Origin of the sequence: Mycobacterium scrofulaceum (genome assembly GCF_002086735.1) — a bacterium.
Taxonomy (GTDB): Bacteria; Actinomycetota; Actinomycetes; order Mycobacteriales; family Mycobacteriaceae; genus Mycobacterium; species Mycobacterium scrofulaceum.
The window spans coordinates 1-16260 of record NZ_MVIJ01000036.1 but is presented as its reverse complement, the minus strand read 5'-3'; the positions used below and the strand labels follow the sequence as shown (position 1 = coordinate 16260).

At 69.6% G+C, this 16260-nt stretch carries 13 protein-coding genes; 9 read left to right on the top strand and 4 right to left on the bottom strand.

The window, feature by feature from the left end; all coding sequences use genetic code 11:
• Positions 1 to 23 precede the first annotated feature (23 nt).
• Together BST44_RS20575 and BST44_RS20570 are read right to left on the bottom strand one after the other, a co-directional pair.
• A complete protein-coding gene (locus BST44_RS20575; RefSeq protein ID WP_083178947.1) occupies positions 24 to 1574 on the bottom strand; it encodes a CYTH and CHAD domain-containing protein in 1551 nt (516 codons plus the stop codon).
• A gap of 112 nt (positions 1575 to 1686) precedes the next feature.
• Positions 1687 to 1923, bottom strand: a complete 237-nt coding sequence (locus BST44_RS20570; RefSeq protein WP_083178946.1) for a hypothetical protein — start codon at positions 1921 to 1923, stop codon at positions 1687 to 1689.
• A gap of 226 nt (positions 1924 to 2149) precedes the next feature.
• On the opposite strand from BST44_RS20570, the gene BST44_RS20565 reads away from it, so the two are divergent.
• Entirely contained in the window at positions 2150 to 2536 is a 387-nt protein-coding gene (locus BST44_RS20565; protein ID WP_208619853.1) for a heme-binding protein, read from the top strand.
• A gap of 1 nt (position 2537) precedes the next feature.
• Here BST44_RS20565 and BST44_RS20560 read toward each other — a convergent pair whose 3' ends face one another.
• Together BST44_RS20560 and panB are read right to left on the bottom strand one after the other, a co-directional pair.
• The gene (locus tag BST44_RS20560; RefSeq protein WP_083178944.1) at positions 2538 to 3719 is read right to left on the bottom strand and encodes a glycoside hydrolase 5 family protein; all 1182 of its coding nucleotides are present in this window, start codon (positions 3717 to 3719) and stop codon (positions 2538 to 2540) included.
• A 142-nt stretch (positions 3720 to 3861) separates the two neighbouring features.
• Positions 3862 to 4707, bottom strand: a complete 846-nt coding sequence (gene panB / locus BST44_RS20555) for a 3-methyl-2-oxobutanoate hydroxymethyltransferase (protein ID WP_083178982.1) — start codon at positions 4705 to 4707, stop codon at positions 3862 to 3864.
• A gap of 149 nt (positions 4708 to 4856) precedes the next feature.
• Here panB and BST44_RS20550 point away from each other — a divergent pair, with 149 nt between their 5' ends.
• The 8 genes from BST44_RS20550 to BST44_RS20515 all read left to right on the top strand — a co-directional run bounded on the left by BST44_RS20550 (position 4857) and on the right by BST44_RS20515 (position 16224).
• Positions 4857 to 6254: a WS/DGAT/MGAT family O-acyltransferase gene (locus BST44_RS20550; RefSeq protein WP_083178981.1), complete on the top strand. Its 1398-nt coding sequence runs from the start codon at positions 4857 to 4859 to the stop codon at positions 6252 to 6254.
• Positions 6255 to 6311: 57 nt separating this feature from the next.
• On the top strand, positions 6312 to 7868 hold the full coding sequence (locus BST44_RS20545) for an alpha/beta hydrolase (RefSeq protein ID WP_083178943.1): 1557 nt from the start codon (positions 6312 to 6314) through the stop codon (positions 7866 to 7868).
• 106 nt (positions 7869 to 7974) lie between these two features.
• Complete coding sequence (locus tag BST44_RS20540) at positions 7975 to 9537, top strand: alpha/beta hydrolase (protein WP_142274606.1); 1563 nt, start codon at positions 7975 to 7977, stop codon at positions 9535 to 9537.
• 91 nt (positions 9538 to 9628) lie between these two features.
• Positions 9629 to 10966: a glutamine synthetase family protein gene (locus BST44_RS20535; RefSeq protein ID WP_083178941.1), complete on the top strand. Its 1338-nt coding sequence runs from the start codon at positions 9629 to 9631 to the stop codon at positions 10964 to 10966.
• Positions 10967 to 11029: 63 nt separating this feature from the next.
• Entirely contained in the window at positions 11030 to 14026 is a 2997-nt protein-coding gene (locus tag BST44_RS20530) for a bifunctional [glutamine synthetase] adenylyltransferase/[glutamine synthetase]-adenylyl-L-tyrosine phosphorylase (RefSeq protein WP_083178940.1), read from the top strand.
• Positions 14023 to 14667, top strand: coding sequence for a PaaI family thioesterase (locus BST44_RS20525; protein ID WP_083178939.1), 645 nt, complete (start codon positions 14023 to 14025; stop codon positions 14665 to 14667). Before BST44_RS20530 ends, BST44_RS20525 begins: the two co-directional genes overlap by 4 nt.
• The gene (locus BST44_RS20520) at positions 14664 to 15524 is read left to right on the top strand and encodes a TIGR03619 family F420-dependent LLM class oxidoreductase (RefSeq protein WP_083178938.1); all 861 of its coding nucleotides are present in this window, start codon (positions 14664 to 14666) and stop codon (positions 15522 to 15524) included. The genes BST44_RS20525 and BST44_RS20520 overlap by 4 nt, the downstream gene beginning before the upstream one ends.
• Before the next feature lie 157 nt (positions 15525 to 15681).
• Entirely contained in the window at positions 15682 to 16224 is a 543-nt protein-coding gene (locus tag BST44_RS20515; protein ID WP_083178980.1) for a GNAT family N-acetyltransferase, read from the top strand.
• Positions 16225 to 16260: the final 36 nt, after the last annotated feature.

The following is a 16260-nucleotide window of genomic DNA, read 5'->3' as shown; positions in this document are numbered from 1 at the left end:
CGCCAGTTACAGTCTCGCGGGGCTCAGCCGGCCTTGCGTACCGCCTTCGCCAGTTTGCGCAACGCGTCGTCGAGCTGCTGCTCGCACCGCTCGGCCAAGTCGGCCTCCTGTTGGTACAGCAGGCCATAGGTGAAGGTGTCCTCGCCGGCCGCGTACGCGGCCTCGGATTCGTGCCGCAGGTGTTCGCGGCTGACCACGCTGTCCTGGTGGTCACCGAGCAGCGACTGGACGGCCTTTGCCTGCTCGGACACCTTGTCCGCGCCGGTGGCGGCCGCGGTGTAGCGAAGTCGCTTGGCCCGCTTGCGGATCCGGTGTATCGCCTCGTCGCGCTCGTGCGGATGGTCCGGGTGTTGCGGGTCGACCTCGGCGGCGGCTTTGGCGGCCTTGCGCACCTTCTTGTAGGCGGCGTCGATGGTGACCGGCGCGTGTTCCTCGCCTTCTTCGCCCGCGGCGCTGCCGGGGGGCTGCGCGGCGATCGCCTCGAGAGCGTCGAGCAGCCGGAAGTAGCGCTGCGACCGCATCGCGATCAGCGAGCGGCGCAGCCCGGTCTGGTAGCGGCGCTGGGCGCCGCCGACCAGCCGCTCGTGCACCGGGCCCCGCACCAAATCCGGTGCCAGCCCGTCCAAATCGCGCTCGTAGCGCTCGGCAAGCACCTCGGCGTCGCGCGCGATGCCCAGGATGCCGGCCAACTCACGCAGTTCGTCGAGGACCCACCCGTCGTCGGGCAATCCGAACGCTTCCTGGTAATCGCGCAGCAGGCTGCGCAGCTTGCGGGTGGTGACCCGCATCTGGTGAACGGAATCGAAGGCGTCGGCCCGCACGGCCCGATCCCACACCAGCAATTCGCGAATCTGCTCGGCCACCGCGCGCTGCAGCGGGTGCCCGGCGGGTTGGCTGCCGTTGGGCGGTGGCGCCGTGCCCAGCACCCGCGCCAGCTTGGAGGCGTGACCGGCGGGCGCGGCGCCGGCGTCGAGCAGCCGATTGCCCAACCGGTTCAGCAGGTCGGTGTCGGGGGTACCGTCCGTTGCCTCACCCGTCTCGATGAGTTCGAGCTCCCATTCGCGCCACTCCTGCTGGGTGGGCTCCACGTCGGCGTCGTCGGTGCTATGGGCCGACCACGCGGTGACGTGGTCGTTGCAGAACTCCGCCAGCGGTGTGCCGTCGGCGGCGTACAACACCTGGGTCTCGCGCCGGGTGGTGATGCGCGCGACCGGTTCCAGCGGGCGGTCGCGGACGATCGCCAGCACGACGTCCACCAGCTCCTGCGGCACGGTGTCGGGCCCGGACGCGTCCAGCGGCACCCGAATCTCGGTGCGGACTTCCGGCCCGGCCGGGAGCTTCAGGTGCCACCCAGCGTCGGAGCCACCGGTGCGGCGGCGCAGCGTGATCTTGTTGCGGGCGAGGTCCTGTGTCGAGGTGTCGAAGTACGTCGCGTCCAGCGTCTGAGTCGGCGATTTGTCGACGTGCGCCACCGCGGCGATGCCTTCGAACGAAGGTGACACGGTGGACTCGCCGACGTCGAACTTGCGCTCCACCTCGCGATGGCGCGAGGTTTGCGGCGCTTTTGCAGGCATTTTCGGCTCCGTTGAGGGCGCGTGGCCGCGGCCTTGAACGTCGTGACGGTAGTGATGGGCTCCCATAGCCTGCCATACCGCGGTCGCGCGAAGGGCGGCGACGGCCTCGGTGTTAAGGCGGCGGGGGAGGAGGCGTGCTGTCCTCCGGCAGCGGCGCGTACGCGGCCGGCGGCGGGACGTAGCGGGCGATCGTGTCGCCGATGTCGGTGCAGCCGCTCACCGAGATGCGCCGGCCGGCGCCCACGCACACGGTCGCCTCCGCCCGGTCGGCGGAATGCGTGGCGACGAGGATTCCCGGAACCGACGCCATCGCCGCCGACACCAGCACGATCCAGCGGCGCGCAGTCATCCCCGAACTGCTTCCTGCCACCGTGCACCCCCTCGAGTCATCGCACTGGGCGAATGAAGAATTGGAGTATATCGACGCCCCCATCGGAGGCGGTCGGAATTGATGCCGGGCCCCGCAATTCTTCCGCGCATTGTTCCGCGCCGGAATGCCGCATGCGCGGCCCGAAAACCACTTATGGTTTTGCCGTACGGGTCGGCTTTCGGATGCGGAGATGAAGGAGCGCTCCATGGTGTCTTTTGCCCGTGGCAGGACGCGAGTATTTGCCGGCGCAATGGCGGCGGGCGCGGCCGCTGTGGCAGTGCTTTTCACCGGCGCCGGCCCGGCCGGTGCGGATGGGGGAACGGACGCGCCCGAGCCGGCCCCCGCGCCCTCGTCGGCGCCCAACTGCACGGCGGCCGACCTCGCCCGGGTATCGGCGGGTGTCGCCGCCGCGACGTCGGCGTACCTGTTCACCCACCCGGACGTGAACGCCTACTTCACCAGCCTGCGCGGCCAGCCCCGGGCCGATGCCCGCGACCAGCTCAAGCAGTACATGGACGCCAACCCGCAGACGCACGCCGACCTGGAGGGCATTCGCCAGCCGCTGACCGATTTTCACAATCGGTGTCAGTAGCTCAGCTGGGCGGCGGGTCCTCGCGGAGATGCATCGCGAGCCCGCCCAGCTGGCGGATGGTCTGAATCTCGGGATCGCGGAACGGCCGTCCGTCGGGCGCGAGCAGGTCGTGGAACCACTCGGTGGGCATCGCCGTGTACGGGTGCTCCCATGAATCCCAGGGGAAGAACGTTTGGGTCTTCCCGGCGACCAGCCCCCAGTTGAACGCGCCGACGTTGTGGCGCTTGGCGACGGGCAGCACATCCGGCACCGTGCTGCCCAACGGGCGGGCCATGTATTCGGTGCACAGGATCGGGCGCCCCTGCGGCGTGAGCTCGGCGATGCGGCTCTCGAATTCCGCCGGCCCGGCGTAGGAGTGGAACGTGATCACGTCGGAGTTGTCCAGCTGGATGCCGCTGATCTCGCTGCGGCTCCCGGCGTCGGCCCACTCGCCGTCCCACACGCCGCTCGTCAGCGGTTGGCACGGATCGACGGAACGGGCCCAGCCGAACACCTGCGGGAGGAGATCGGCGACCAGGTCCAGCTTGTCGTCCCGCTCGACCGAGCGGTAGTACTTCGACGGATTGTCGGGCTCGTTCCACAGGTCCCAGCCCAAGACGCGGTCGTCGGAGCGGAATTGGGTCAGCACCCCGGTCACGTAGCTGCGCAGGGTCTGCAGGTAACCGCGGTCACCCAGGCGTTGCGCACCCGGGCTTTGCACCCAACCGGAGTTGTGCACGCCGGGCGTCGGCGCGCGCTGCGGGCCGGCCTCCGGGTGCGGATCCCAACAGGAGTCGAACAAGACGAACAGCGGCCTGATGTCGTGGCGCGCCGCGATGTCGACGAACTGGGCGAGCCGGATCTGCAGGCCCCGGGGGTCCTGCGCCCACAGCAGGTCGTGCAGGAAGACCCGCACCGCGTTGAGGCCGGTGGCCCGGGCCCAGCCCAGTTCGGTGTCGATGCGCCGGGCGTCGAACGTCTCGCGCTGAAACATCTCCAGCTGGTTGATCGCGTTCGACGTGATGAAGTTCGCCCCGACCGGCCAGCCCTGCGCCTCGTACCACCGGTTCGCGCGCTCGGGAGACCAGCGGCTTGCCTGCGGCGAGGTGCCAGGCGCGGGTTTCGCGACCGCGCGAGGTGCTCGGACCAGTGCAGCGCCTCCTGCCAACAACAGCGGTAGCTTCAGCACCGTTCGGCGGTGCACGAAGTCACCACGAATCCCCCGGTCGATGTGTTCACCCTTGCTCTCGAAGTCGAGACCCTATCTAAGAGCAATCGTACAGACTTGGCTCACAACGAGTTTCGCTTTTCGTCACGAACCGGCAAGAGCGGGCCGGGCGCGGGGGTCAGAAGCAGTGTTCGTCGGCGGGGAAGGTCCCCTCGACCACCTCTTGCGCATATTGCATTGCGGCCCGGCGCAATTCCGCGCCGACGTCGGCGAACCGCTTGACGAACCGGGCGGCCTTGCCGCTGCTGACGCCGGCCATGTCCTGCCAGACCAGGACCTGACCGTCGCAGTTGGGGCCGGCCCCGATTCCGACGGTCGGGATGGTCAGCTTGCCGGTGATCTGGGTGGCCAGCTCGGCGGGCACCATCTCCATGACGACGGAGAACGCCCCGGCTTCCGCGACGGCGATCGCGTCGGCGACCGTCTGCTCGGCGGCATCCCCGCGGCCCTGCACCCGGAAGCCACCCAGGCTGTTCACGCTTTGCGGCGTGAAGCCGATGTGGGCCATCACGGGAATGCCCGCCGCGGTGAGGCAGGCGATCTGCTCGGCCACCCGCTCGCCGCCCTCGAGCTTGACGGCGTGTGCGCCGCCCTCCTTCATGAATCGGGTGGCCGACGCCAGCGCCGCGGCCGGTCCCGCCTCGTAGCTGCCGAACGGCAGGTCCGCGACGACCAGCGCGTGCCGGGCGCCGCGCACGACGCCGCGGACCAGCGGAATCATTTCGTCGATCGACACGGGCACCGTGGTGTCGTAGCCGTACACCACGTTGGCGGCCGAGTCGCCGACCAGCAGCACCGGAATGCCGGCCTCGTCGAAAATGCGGGCGGTCGAATAGTCGTAGGCCGTGAGCATGGCCCACTTGTGCCCCTCGGCCTTCATCTTCTGCAGGTGGTGGGTGCGGATCTTGGTGAGCGGCTGTGCCTGCTCGGACGCGCCCGCACCATAAATGTTCTGCTCAGACATCATTGTCCCTAGTGGTGGTCGGTTCGATCCTCGTGGCCCTCAGGTAAAGAGTTCCTGGGCGGGTCCCCGGGTTCGGCTGACGGTGCCATTCTGCCATCTCCGCTGCGCGGTTGCACCGCCCGTGTGATGTGAGACATACCATGCAGGGCATGCAGCGGCTCAGCGGACTCGACGCCAGCTTCCTCTACCTGGAGACGTCGTCGCAGCCGATGCACGTGTGCTCGATCATGGAGCTGGACGCCTCGACGATGCCCGGCGGGTACACCTTCGACCGGCTGCGCGACGCGCTGTCGCTCCGGATCAAGGCGATCCCGGAATTCCGCGAGAAGCTGGCCAACAGCCCGCTCAACCTCGACCATCCGGTCTGGGTGGATGACGACAACTTCGCCCTCGACCGCCATCTGCACCGCATCGCGCTGCCCGCACCGGGCGGTCGGGCCGAGCTCGCGGAGATCTGCGGTCACATCGCGGAGTCGCCGCTGGACCGGCGACGACCGCTGTGGGAGATGTGGGTCATCGAGGGCGTGGCGGGCACCCGCGCCGACGACCCGCAAGCGCGGCTGGCGGTGATGACCAAGGTGCACCACGCCGGCGTCGACGGGGTGACCGGCGCCAACCTGATGTCGCAGCTGTGCGGCACCGAAGCCGACGCCCCGGCGCCGGAGCCGGCCGGCGGGGTGGGCGGCGCCAGCGGATGGCAGATCGCCGCCGGCGGGCTGGTCCGGTTCGCCGCTCGGCCACTGCAGCTGGCCAACGTCGTGCCCGGCACCGTTTCCTCGGCGTTGGCGACGCTGCGCCGGGCGCGCGACGGCCAGGCCATGGCGCGGCCGTTCGCCGCGCCGGCCACCGTCTTCAACGCCCGGATCACGGACCGCCGGAACATCGCCTTCGCGGAATTGGATCTCGACGACGTCAAGCGGGTGAAGAACCGATTCGAGGGCGTCAAAGTCAACGACGTGGTGATGGCGTTGGTTTCCGGTGTGCTACGCCAATATCTGGCCGACCGGAACGCTTTGCCGGGCTCGTCACTGGTGGCGTCGGTGCCGGTTTCCGTGCACGGCAAATCCGACCGCCCCGGCCGCAATCAGGTGTCGGCGATGTTTTCCTGCCTGCATACCCAGATAGCCGATCCCGCGGAGCGGCTCAAGGCCATCGCGCAGGCGAATTCGGTTGCCAAGGAGCACAGTTCTGCGATCGGCGCCTCGCTGTTACAGGATTGGACGCAATTCGCCGCGCCGGCCGTTTTCGGCATCGCGATGCGGCTCTATGCCAGGACGCGGTTCACCGACAGCATGCCGGTGCACAACCTGGTGGTGTCCAACGTGCCGGGCCCGCAGGACCCGCTGTACATGCTGGGCTGCGAGGTCAAGGCGATGTACCCGCTGGGGCCCATCTTCCACGGGTCGGGACTCAACATCACCGCGATGTCGCTGCAGGGCAAGCTCGACATCGGGCTGATCTCGTGCCCCGACCTGTTGCCCGACCTGTGGGAGATGGCCGACGAGTTCGCGGCGGTGATGGAGGAGCTGCTCGCGGCCACCCGGTAGCCGGCCGGCGGTGCCGCTCACGATGATCTCAGGTTTCCTCTGGCAGCATATGTTGGCATGGGTCTGTCTCGCCGCGTCACGTTCGCGCGCACGCTGCTGGTCTGGACGGCGTTCGCGGCCGTGGCGCTCCTGCTCGCGGGCTGCGTGCGCGTCGTCGGGGGGCGCGCCCTGCTGGCCGAACCCAAGCTGGGGCAGGCGGTGGAGTGGACACCGTGCCGGTCGTCCAACCCGAAGGCCAAGATTCCCGCCGGCGCGCTGTGCGGCAAGCTCGCGGTGCCGGTCGACTACGACCACCTCGACGGGGACGTGGCGACGCTGACCATGATTCGCTTTCCCGCCACCGGGGACAAGATCGGCTCGTTGGTGATCAACCCCGGGGGTCCCGGCGAGTCCGGTATCGAAGCCGCCCTGGGTGTGGTTCAGTCGCTGCCGAAGCGGGTCCGCGAACGGTTCGATCTGGTCGGCTTCGACCCGCGCGGGGTGGGATCGTCGCGACCGTCCATCTGGTGCAACTCCGACGCCGACAACGACCGCCTGCGTACTGAGCCCAACGTCGACTACACCCCGGCCGGCGTGGCCCACATCGAAGACGAAACCAAGGAGTTCGTCGGTCGCTGCGTCGACAAGATGGGCAAGAACTTCCTGGCCAATGTCGGCACGGTCAACGTGGCCAGGGACCTGGACGCGATCCGCGCGGCCCTGGGCGACGACAAGCTGACCTACCTCGGCTACTCCTACGGCACCCGGATCGGCTCTGCCTACGCCGAGGCCTACCCCGACAAGGTGCGGGCGATGATCCTCGACGGCGCGGTCGACCCCAACGCCGACCCCATCGAGGCGGACCTGCGCCAGGCCAAGGGTTTTCAGGACGCGTTCAACGACTACGCCGCCGACTGCGCGAAGCAACCGACCTGCCCCCTAGGCACCGACCCGGCCAAGGCCGTCGACGTCTACCACAGCCTGGTGGATCCGCTGGTCGACCCGAACAACCCGATGGTCGGCCGGCCGGTGCCGACGAGCGACCCACGGGGACTGAGCTATAGCGACGCCATCGTCGGCACGATCATGGCGCTGTACTCGCCGACGTTGTGGCACCACCTGACCGACGGGCTGAGCGAACTGGTCAACCACCGCGGTGACACCCTGCTGGCCCTGGCCGACATGTACATGCGCCGCGACGCGCACGGCCACTACACCAACGCCACCGACGCGCGGGTCGCGATCAACTGCGTCGATCAGCCGCCGATCACCGACCGCGCCAAGGTGATTGACGAAGATCGGCGCTCCCGCGAGATCGCGCCGTTCATGAGCTACGGCAGCTTCACGGGCGACGCCCCGCTGGGCACCTGCGCGTTCTGGCCGGTGCCGCCGACGAGCAAGCCGCACACCATCTCCGCGCCCGGACTGGCGCCGACCGTGGTGGTGTCGACCACCCACGACCCGGCGACCCCCTACAAGGCCGGGGTCGATCTGGCCAATCAGCTGCGCAGCTCGCTGCTCACCTACGACGGAACCCAGCACACGGTGGTGTTCCAGGGCGACAGTTGCATCGACAACTACGTGACGGCCTATCTGGTCGGCGGCGCCACGCCGCCCAGCGGCGCAAAATGCTAGTGCCCGTACGGGTCTGAGGCCGAACGCAAACTAGCGCGTCGGGCGGGCCCAGACGAGACCAAGGCGTAACCGTTTCGCGCCGCTTCGGGTACCCGCGGCTGACACGATGACTGCCATGTCGCGCCGGAGAACCTTTAGCTCGGCGCTGCTGTCATTCGGGTTGCTGGCCGCCAACTCGGCGATCGGAATGCCGGTCGCGGGCGCCACCCCGGAACCCGGCGCCGGGCAGACGCCCGCCCCGAGGCCGTCGGCCGCGTTGCCGCAGACGTGGGGAAGCTGCGGCCAATTCGGCACGGACACAAGCGAAATCCCCACCGCGCAGTGCACCACCGTCTCGGTGCCGGTGGACTACGACAATCCGGCGGCGGGGCAGGCCAAGCTGGCGGTGATCCGGGTGCCGGCCACCGGTCAACGGATCGGCTCGCTGCTGGTCAATCCCGGCGGTCCCGGCGGGTCCGCGGTCGACATGGTGGCCGGGATGGCGCCGGACCTGGACGCCACGCCGATCCGGCGCAACTTCGACCTGGTCGGCTTCGACCCGCGCGGGGTGGGCCACTCCACCCCGGCCCTGCGCTGCCGCTCGGACGCCGAGTTCGACGCCTACCGGCGCGAGCCGATGGTCGACTACAGCCCGGCCGGCGTGGCGCACATCGAACAGCTCTACGACCAGCTGGCCCGGCAGTGCGTGAGCCGGATGGGGACGGCGTTTCTGGCCAACGTCGGCACCGCGTCGGTGGCCCGCGACATGGACATGGTCCGCCAGGCGCTGGGCGACGATCAGATCAACTACCTCGGCTACAGCTACGGCACCGAGCTGGGCACCGCCTACCTGGAGCGCTTCGGCGCCCACGTCCGGACGATGGTGCTCGACGGCGCGATCGACCCGACCGTCGGCCCGGTCGACGAGAACGTCCGGCAGATGGCGGGATTCCAAACCGCTTTCAACGACTACGCCGCCGACTGCGCCCGCTCGGCGGGCTGCCCCCTGGGCACCGACCCGGCCCAGTTCGTCAACCGGTACCACGCGCTGGTCGACCCGCTGGTCGCCAAGCCGGGTCGCACGGCGGACCCGCGCGGCCTGAGCTACGCCGACGCGACCACCGGCACCATCAACGCGCTCTACACCCCGGCGCACTGGAAGTACCTGACCAGTGGCCTGCTCGGGCTGCAGCGCGGCACCGACGCGGGCGACCTGCTGCTGCTCGCCGACGACTACGAGGGCCGGGACCGCGGCGGGCACTACACCAACGATCAGGACGCGTTCAACGCGATCCGCTGTGTCGACGCGCCCACACCGAAAGACTCGGCGAGCTGGGTCTCCGCCGATCAGCGCATCCGCCAGGCGGCCCCGTTCCTGAGCTACGGGCAGTTCACCGGCGACGCCCCCCGGGACCTGTGCGCGCTGTGGCCGGTGCCGGCGACGTCGACGCCGCACGTCGCGTCGCCCGCGGCGCCGGGCAAGGTCGTCGTCGTCTCCACCACCCACGACCCGGCCACGCCGTATCAAGCGGGAGTCAACCTCGCCCGCCAGCTCGGCGCCCCACTGATCACCTACGACGCGACCCAGCACACCGCGGTGTTCAACGGGGACCAGTGTGTGGACACCGCCGTCATGCGTTACCTGGTTGCGGGCGTGTTGCCACCCCCGTCCTACCGGTGCCAGTCCTGACCGCACTGAGCAGCCTGTTTGCAATGTTCGCAACGGTTCCGATCGCGAGTCGGTAACACAGATTTAACAGCCGTTGCCTACTGTTCGGGATATGGATCGCCAGAAGGAGTTCGTCCTCCGCACCCTGGAGGAACGGGATATCCGCTTCGTTCGGCTGTGGTTCACCGATGTGCTCGGTTTCCTCAAGTCCGTCGCCATCGCCCCGGCCGAACTCGAAGGTGCCTTCGAAGAGGGGATCGGGTTCGACGGTTCGTCGATCGAGGGCTTCTCCCGGGTCTCGGAATCCGACACCGTCGCCAACCCGGACCCGTCGACCTTCCAGGTGCTGCCGTGGGCCTCCGGTGGCCACCACCACTCGGCGCGAATGTTCTGCGACATCACCATGCCCGACGGCTCGCCGTCGTGGGCCGACCCGCGGCACGTGCTGCGCCGCCAGCTGCAGAAGGCCAACGACCTCGGCTTCTCGTGCTACGTCCACCCCGAAATCGAATTCTTCTTGCTCAAGCCCGGCCCCAACGACGGGTCGGTGCCGGTCCCGGTGGACAACGCGGGCTACTTCGACCAGGCGGTGCACGACTCCGCCTCGAACTTCCGCCGGCACGCGATCGAGGCCCTCGAATTCATGGGCATCTCGGTGGAATTCAGCCACCACGAGGGCGCGCCCGGCCAGCAGGAGATCGACCTGCGCTTCGCCGACGCCCTGTCGATGGCCGACAACGTGATGACGTTCCGCTACGTCATCAAGGAGATCGCCATCGAGAACGGCGCCCGGGCGTCGTTCATGCCCAAGCCGTTCGGGCAGCATCCCGGCTCGGCGATGCACACCCACATGAGCCTGTTCGAGGGCGACGTGAACGCCTTCCACAGCCCCGACGACCCGCTGCAGCTGTCCGATGTCGGCAAGTCGTTCATCGCCGGCATCCTCGAGCACGCCTCGGAGATCAGCGCCGTCACCAACCAGTGGGTCAACTCCTACAAGCGGCTGGTGCAGGGCGGGGAGGCGCCCACCGCGGCGTCGTGGGGGGCCGCCAACCGCTCGGCGCTGGTGCGGGTGCCGATGTACACGCCGCACAAGACGTCGTCGCGGCGCATCGAGGTGCGCAGCCCCGACTCGGCCTGCAACCCCTACCTGGCGTTCGCCGTGCTGCTGGCCGCCGGGCTGCGCGGGGTGGAGAAGGGCTACGTGCTGGGGCCCCAGGCCGAGGACAACGTCTGGGACCTGACGCCCGAGGAGCGGATCGCGATGGGTTACCGCGAACTGCCGAGCAGCCTGGACAGCGCGCTGCGCGCCATGGAGTCTTCCGAGCTCGTCGCGGAGACCCTGGGCGAGCACGTCTTTGACTTCTTCCTGCGCAACAAGCGCACCGAATGGGCCAACTACCGCAGCCACGTCACCCCCTACGAGCTGAGCACCTACCTGTCGCTGTAGCCGGCGCCGGCACCGACGGGCAGCCCGCCTTGCCGCCGCAGGCCAGGGGGTTGAGATACGGTCGTGGGCGTGACCAAACCCGCGACGCAGCGCCCCCGGCTGCCCAGCGTGGGCCGGCTCGGCCTGGTCGACCCCACCGCGGGCGAGCGCCTGACCCAACTGGGTTGGTCTGACCACGACGACCAAGCCCACGTCGACCTGCTGTGGTCGCTCTCGCGCGCACCCGACCCCGACGCCGCGCTGCGCGCGCTGATCCGGTTGGCGGAAAACCCCGACACCGACTGGGACGAGCTCAACGCCGCCCTGCTCACCGAACGGCCCTTGCGCGGGCGGCTGTTCGCCGTGCTCGGCTCGTCGCTGGCGCTGGGGGACCACCTGGCCGCCCATCCAGAATCGTGGAAACTGTTGCGCGGCAAGGCCAAATTGCCGACGCACGAGGAGCTGCAGGCGGCATTCACCGAGTGCGTCGACGAGGCGCTGCAGGCGCCCGGCTCGGCGGTGGCGCGCCTGCAGACCCTGTACCGCGATCAGCTGCTGGTGCTCGCCGCGCTCGACCTGGCCGCGACGGTGGAAGACGAACCGGTGCTGCCGTTCACGGTGGTCGGCGCCCAGCTGTCGGACTTGGCGGACGCCGCGCTGGCGGCCGCGCTGCGGGTGGCCGAGGCCGGCGTGTGCGGCGACCGCACGCCGCCGCGACTGGCGGTGATCGCGATGGGCAAATGCGGTGCCCGCGAACTGAACTACGTCAGCGACGTCGACGTCATCTTCGTGAGCGAGCGCGCCGACCCGCTCACCACCCGGCTGGCCGGCGAGATGATGCGGGTCGCCTCGGAGGCCTTCTTCCAGGTCGACGCCGGGCTGCGGCCGGAGGGCCGCAGCGGCGAGCTGGTTCGCACCGTCGAATCGCACGTCGCCTACTACCAGCGCTGGGCCAAGACGTGGGAGTTCCAGGCGCTGCTGAAAGCCCGTGCGGCCGTGGGGGATCGGGAGCTCGCCGAGCGGTATCTGACCGCGCTGATGCCGATGGTGTGGGTCGCCTGCGAGCGGGAGGATTTCGTCGCCGAGGTGCAGGCGATGCGCCGCCGGGTCGAGCAGCTGGTGCCCGCCGACGTCCGCGGCCGCGAGATCAAACTGGGCAGCGGCGGGTTGCGGGACGTGGAGTTCGCGGTGCAGCTGCTGCAGCTGGTGCACGGCCGCAGCGACGATTCGCTGCACGTGGCTTCGACGGTGGACGCGCTGGACGCGCTGGGCCAGGGCGGCTACATCGGACGAGAGGACGCGGCGAACCTGACCGCCTCCTACGAGTTCCTCCGGCTGCTCGAGCACCGGCTGCAGCTGCAGCGGCTCAAGCGCACCCACCTGTTGCCCGAGGCCGACGACGAGGAGGCGGTGCGCTGGCTGGCGCGCGCCGCTCATATCCGGCCCGACGGGCGCAACGACGCCGCCGGCGTGCTGCGCGAAGAGCTGCGGCACCAGAACCTGCGGGTGTCGCAGCTGCACGCCAAGCTCTTCTACCAGCCGCTGCTGGAGTCGATCGGCCCGGCGGGGCTCGAGATCGGGCACGGCATGACGGCGGAGGCGGCCGAACGCCAGCTGGCCGCGCTCGGTTATGAGGGGCCGCAGACGGCGTTGAAACACATGTCGGCGCTGGTCAACCAGAGCGGCAGGCGCGGTCGCGTGCAGTCGGTGCTGCTGCCACGGCTGCTGCACTGGATGTCGTACGCGCCCGACCCCGACGGCGGGCTGTTGGCCTACCGCCGGCTGTCCGAGGCGCTGGGCGGGGAGAACTGGTATCTGTCGACGCTGCGCGACAAGCCCGCGGTGGCCAAGCGGCTCATGCACGTGCTGGGCACCTCCGCCTACGTGCCGGACCTGCTGTTGCGGGCGCCCAGGGTGATTCAGGACTACAGCGACGGCGTGGCGGGGCCCAAACTGCTCGAGTCGGACCCGGCCGCGGTGGCGCGGGCGTTGGTCGCCTCGGCCAGCCGCCATCCCGACGCGGTGCGCGCGATCGCGGCCGCCCGCACGCTGCGCCGCCGCGAGCTGGCCCGCATCGGCTCCGCCGACCTGCTCGGCTTTTTGGAGGTCACCGACGTGTGCCGGGGGCTCACCTCGGTGTGGGTGGCCGTGCTGCAGGCCGCGTTGGACGCGATCGTCCGCGCCAACCTGCCCAAGGACGGCTCCGACAAAGGAAAAGCGCCGGCGGCCATCGCGGTGATCGGCATGGGCAGGCTGGGCGGTGCCGAGCTGGGCTACGGGTCCGACGCCGACGTGATGTTCGTCTGCGAGGCCGCCGCCGGCGTCGAGGACTCGGCGGCGATCCGGTGGTCGACGACCGTCGCCGAGCAGGTGCGCACGCTGCTGGGCACGCCCAGCGTCGACCCGCCGCTGGAGGTGGACGCCAACCTGCGGCCCGAGGGCCGGCAGGGTCCGCTGGTGCGCACGCTGGGCGCCTACGCCGCCTACTACGAGCAGTGGGCGCAGCCGTGGGAGATCCAGGCCCTGTTGCGCGCGCACGCCGTCGCCGGCGACGCGGAGCTCGGCCAGCGGTTCATGTTGATGGCCGACAAGACGCGATACCCGCGCGATGGGGTGTCCGCCGAGGCGGTCCGCGAGATCCGCCGCATCAAGGCCCGCGTCGAGTCGGAGCGGCTGCCGCGCGGCGCCGACCCCAACACGCACACCAAGCTGGGCCGCGGGGGGCTGGCCGACATCGAATGGACCGTGCAGCTGATGCAGCTGCGGTACGCGCACGAGATTCCGGCCCTGCACAACACCTCGACACTGCAGTGCCTGGACGCGATCGCCGCGGCGGGCCTGGTGGACGCCGAAGAGGTCGACCTGCTGCGGCAGGCGTGGCTGACCGCCACCCGGGCCCGCAACGCGCTGGTGCTGGTCCGCGGCAAGCCGACCGACCAGCTGCCCGGGCCCGGACGCCAGCTCAACGCGGTCGCCGTGGCGGCCGGCTGGCCGAGCGACGACGGCGGGGAATTCCTGGACAACTATCTGCGGGTCACGCGACGCGCAAAAGCAGTGGTACGGAAGGTGTTTGGAAGTTGAGTCAAGAGGCCGGCGCGTTGGACGCCATATTCGAGGTGCTCGACGCGGCGGAGGCCGAGCGGGTGACAGCCCTGTACGCCCCGTTGGCCGACGCCGTCCGTGAACTGGTCGACGCCACCATCCGGACCGAGGTCGACGACGGCGTCGTCGACCAGGCGCGCTCCGCGATCGAGGCCGTCACCGAGTCGTTGCGGCAACGGACCCGGCCGGTCGGGGTGAGCTACCGCGTCGACGGCCGCCCGTTGCCGTTGGGCAACGCCGCGATCGGCGTGTGCAACCCGATCGCGCCGCCCATCGTCGTCCACCACGACGGTGGTGGGCGCTGCTGGAGCGAGTTCGTCCTCGGGTCGGCCTACGAGGGCCCGCCCAAGCTGGTGCACGGCGGCGTCAGCGCCCTGGTGCTCGACCACATGCTCGGTGAGGCGGCCAGCGAAGGGCTGTCCAAGGCGCGTTTCACCGGCACGATCACCGTGAAGTACCTGCGCGGAACCCCGCTGGGCCCGCTCCGCTGCGAGGCATGGGTCGACGGCAAGGAGGGCCGCAAAGTCTTTGCGCGCGGCACTATTTCGGACGCCGCGGGCGTCACCGTGGAGGCCGAGGGCATCTTCATCGAACCGGCGTGGGCGCGGGAAGGCCAATGAAGTTCTACATCAGCAGCGCATTCCTGAACACCCGGGAGATCATCGAGCTCGCCAGGGCCGCAGACGAACTCGGCTATGACGGCATAGGGATTCCCGACCACGTCGTCAACCTGGAAACCCTGGACACGCCGTACCCCTACACCAAGGACGGCGAGCGGCGCTGGCGGCCGTTCACCGACTGGCCCGATCCATGGGTCCTGGCCGGCGCGCTGGCTCAGGTCACCACGCGGCTGCGGTTCGTCACTACCGTCTACATCCCGGCGATGCGAAACCCGTATTCGGCCGCCAAAGCTATTGGCACCGCCGCTGTTCTGGCGTCGGGCCGCGTGGAGCTCGGCATCGGCGTCGGCTGGTGTCGGGAGGAATTCGCGTTGATGGGCGAACGGTTCGAGGCGCGCGGCAAGCGGACCGACGAGATCATCGACCTGATGCGGGCGCTGTGGCGGCCGGGCTGGACGGAGTTCGACGGCGCGTTCTACCGGGCGCCGCGGCTGGAGATGGAGCCGACGCCGCCGCCGATCCCGGTGTACGTCGGCGGGCTCAGCGACATCGCGCTGCGCCGCGCCGCCCGCAACGACGGCTGGATCGGCGACCTGATCAACACCGAACGCGCCATCGAGGCGGTTGGCCGGCTGCGGGATTTGCGGGCCGAAAACGGTTTGTCGATGGACGATTTCACCATCCTCACGCCGCTGACCGACGCCTTCACCACGGCCGACTACCAGCGCGCCGCCGACGCCGGCATTACGGGCATCATCACCATGCCGTGGATGTTCTACACCGGTCCCGACGCGTCGCTGGACGACAAGATCGACGGCATGCAGCGTTTCCGCAAGGACTTGGCGCTCGACACATAACTCGCGGCCGCCGCGACGCATAACTCTCGGCCGCCGCGACGCATAATTCTCGGCCGCCGCGACACATAACCTATTGCGACGACACGCCGCGGGCGTTCGCAAAGGTTTATGACTCGACGTTGGCCGAATCACTTGCACGCCTGGAAGAATGCCGGGCATGTCGGCGAGTACCGGCGGAGTGCGCCCGGCGTCCACAGAGGATGCCGCGGCGTGCCTTGCGATCTATCGCCCGTATGTCGAGGACACGACCGTCAGCTGGGAAATCGACGCGCCGAGCGTGGAGGAGATGGCCGCCCGCATCGCGGCCGCCCGTGAGTCGCACGAATGGCTTGTCCTCGAACGCGACGGCCGGGTGGCCGGTTTCGCCTATGCGCACGCGCTGCGGCGCCTGCCCAGCTTCCAGTGGTCGGTCGAGACCGGAATCTACGTCGGCCCCGACCATCACCGCACCGGTGGCGGCCGCCAGCTCTATACGCGATTGCTGAGCAGGCTCACGGAGCGCGGGTATCGGACCGCTTTCGCCGGCATCACTCAACCCAATGCGGCCAGCGACGGCTTTCACCGCTCATTCGGCTTTCACGACGCCGGCCTCTATCGGCGTGTCGAATGGAAACACGGCCGCTGGCACGACGTCGCGTGGATGCAACTCGAGTTGGCCGGCGCAGCCGACCCGGACGAGCCGCCTAGCCCGATCGTCTGATCGGTCAGCAGCCCCCGCCGCCACCGCCGACGAGGC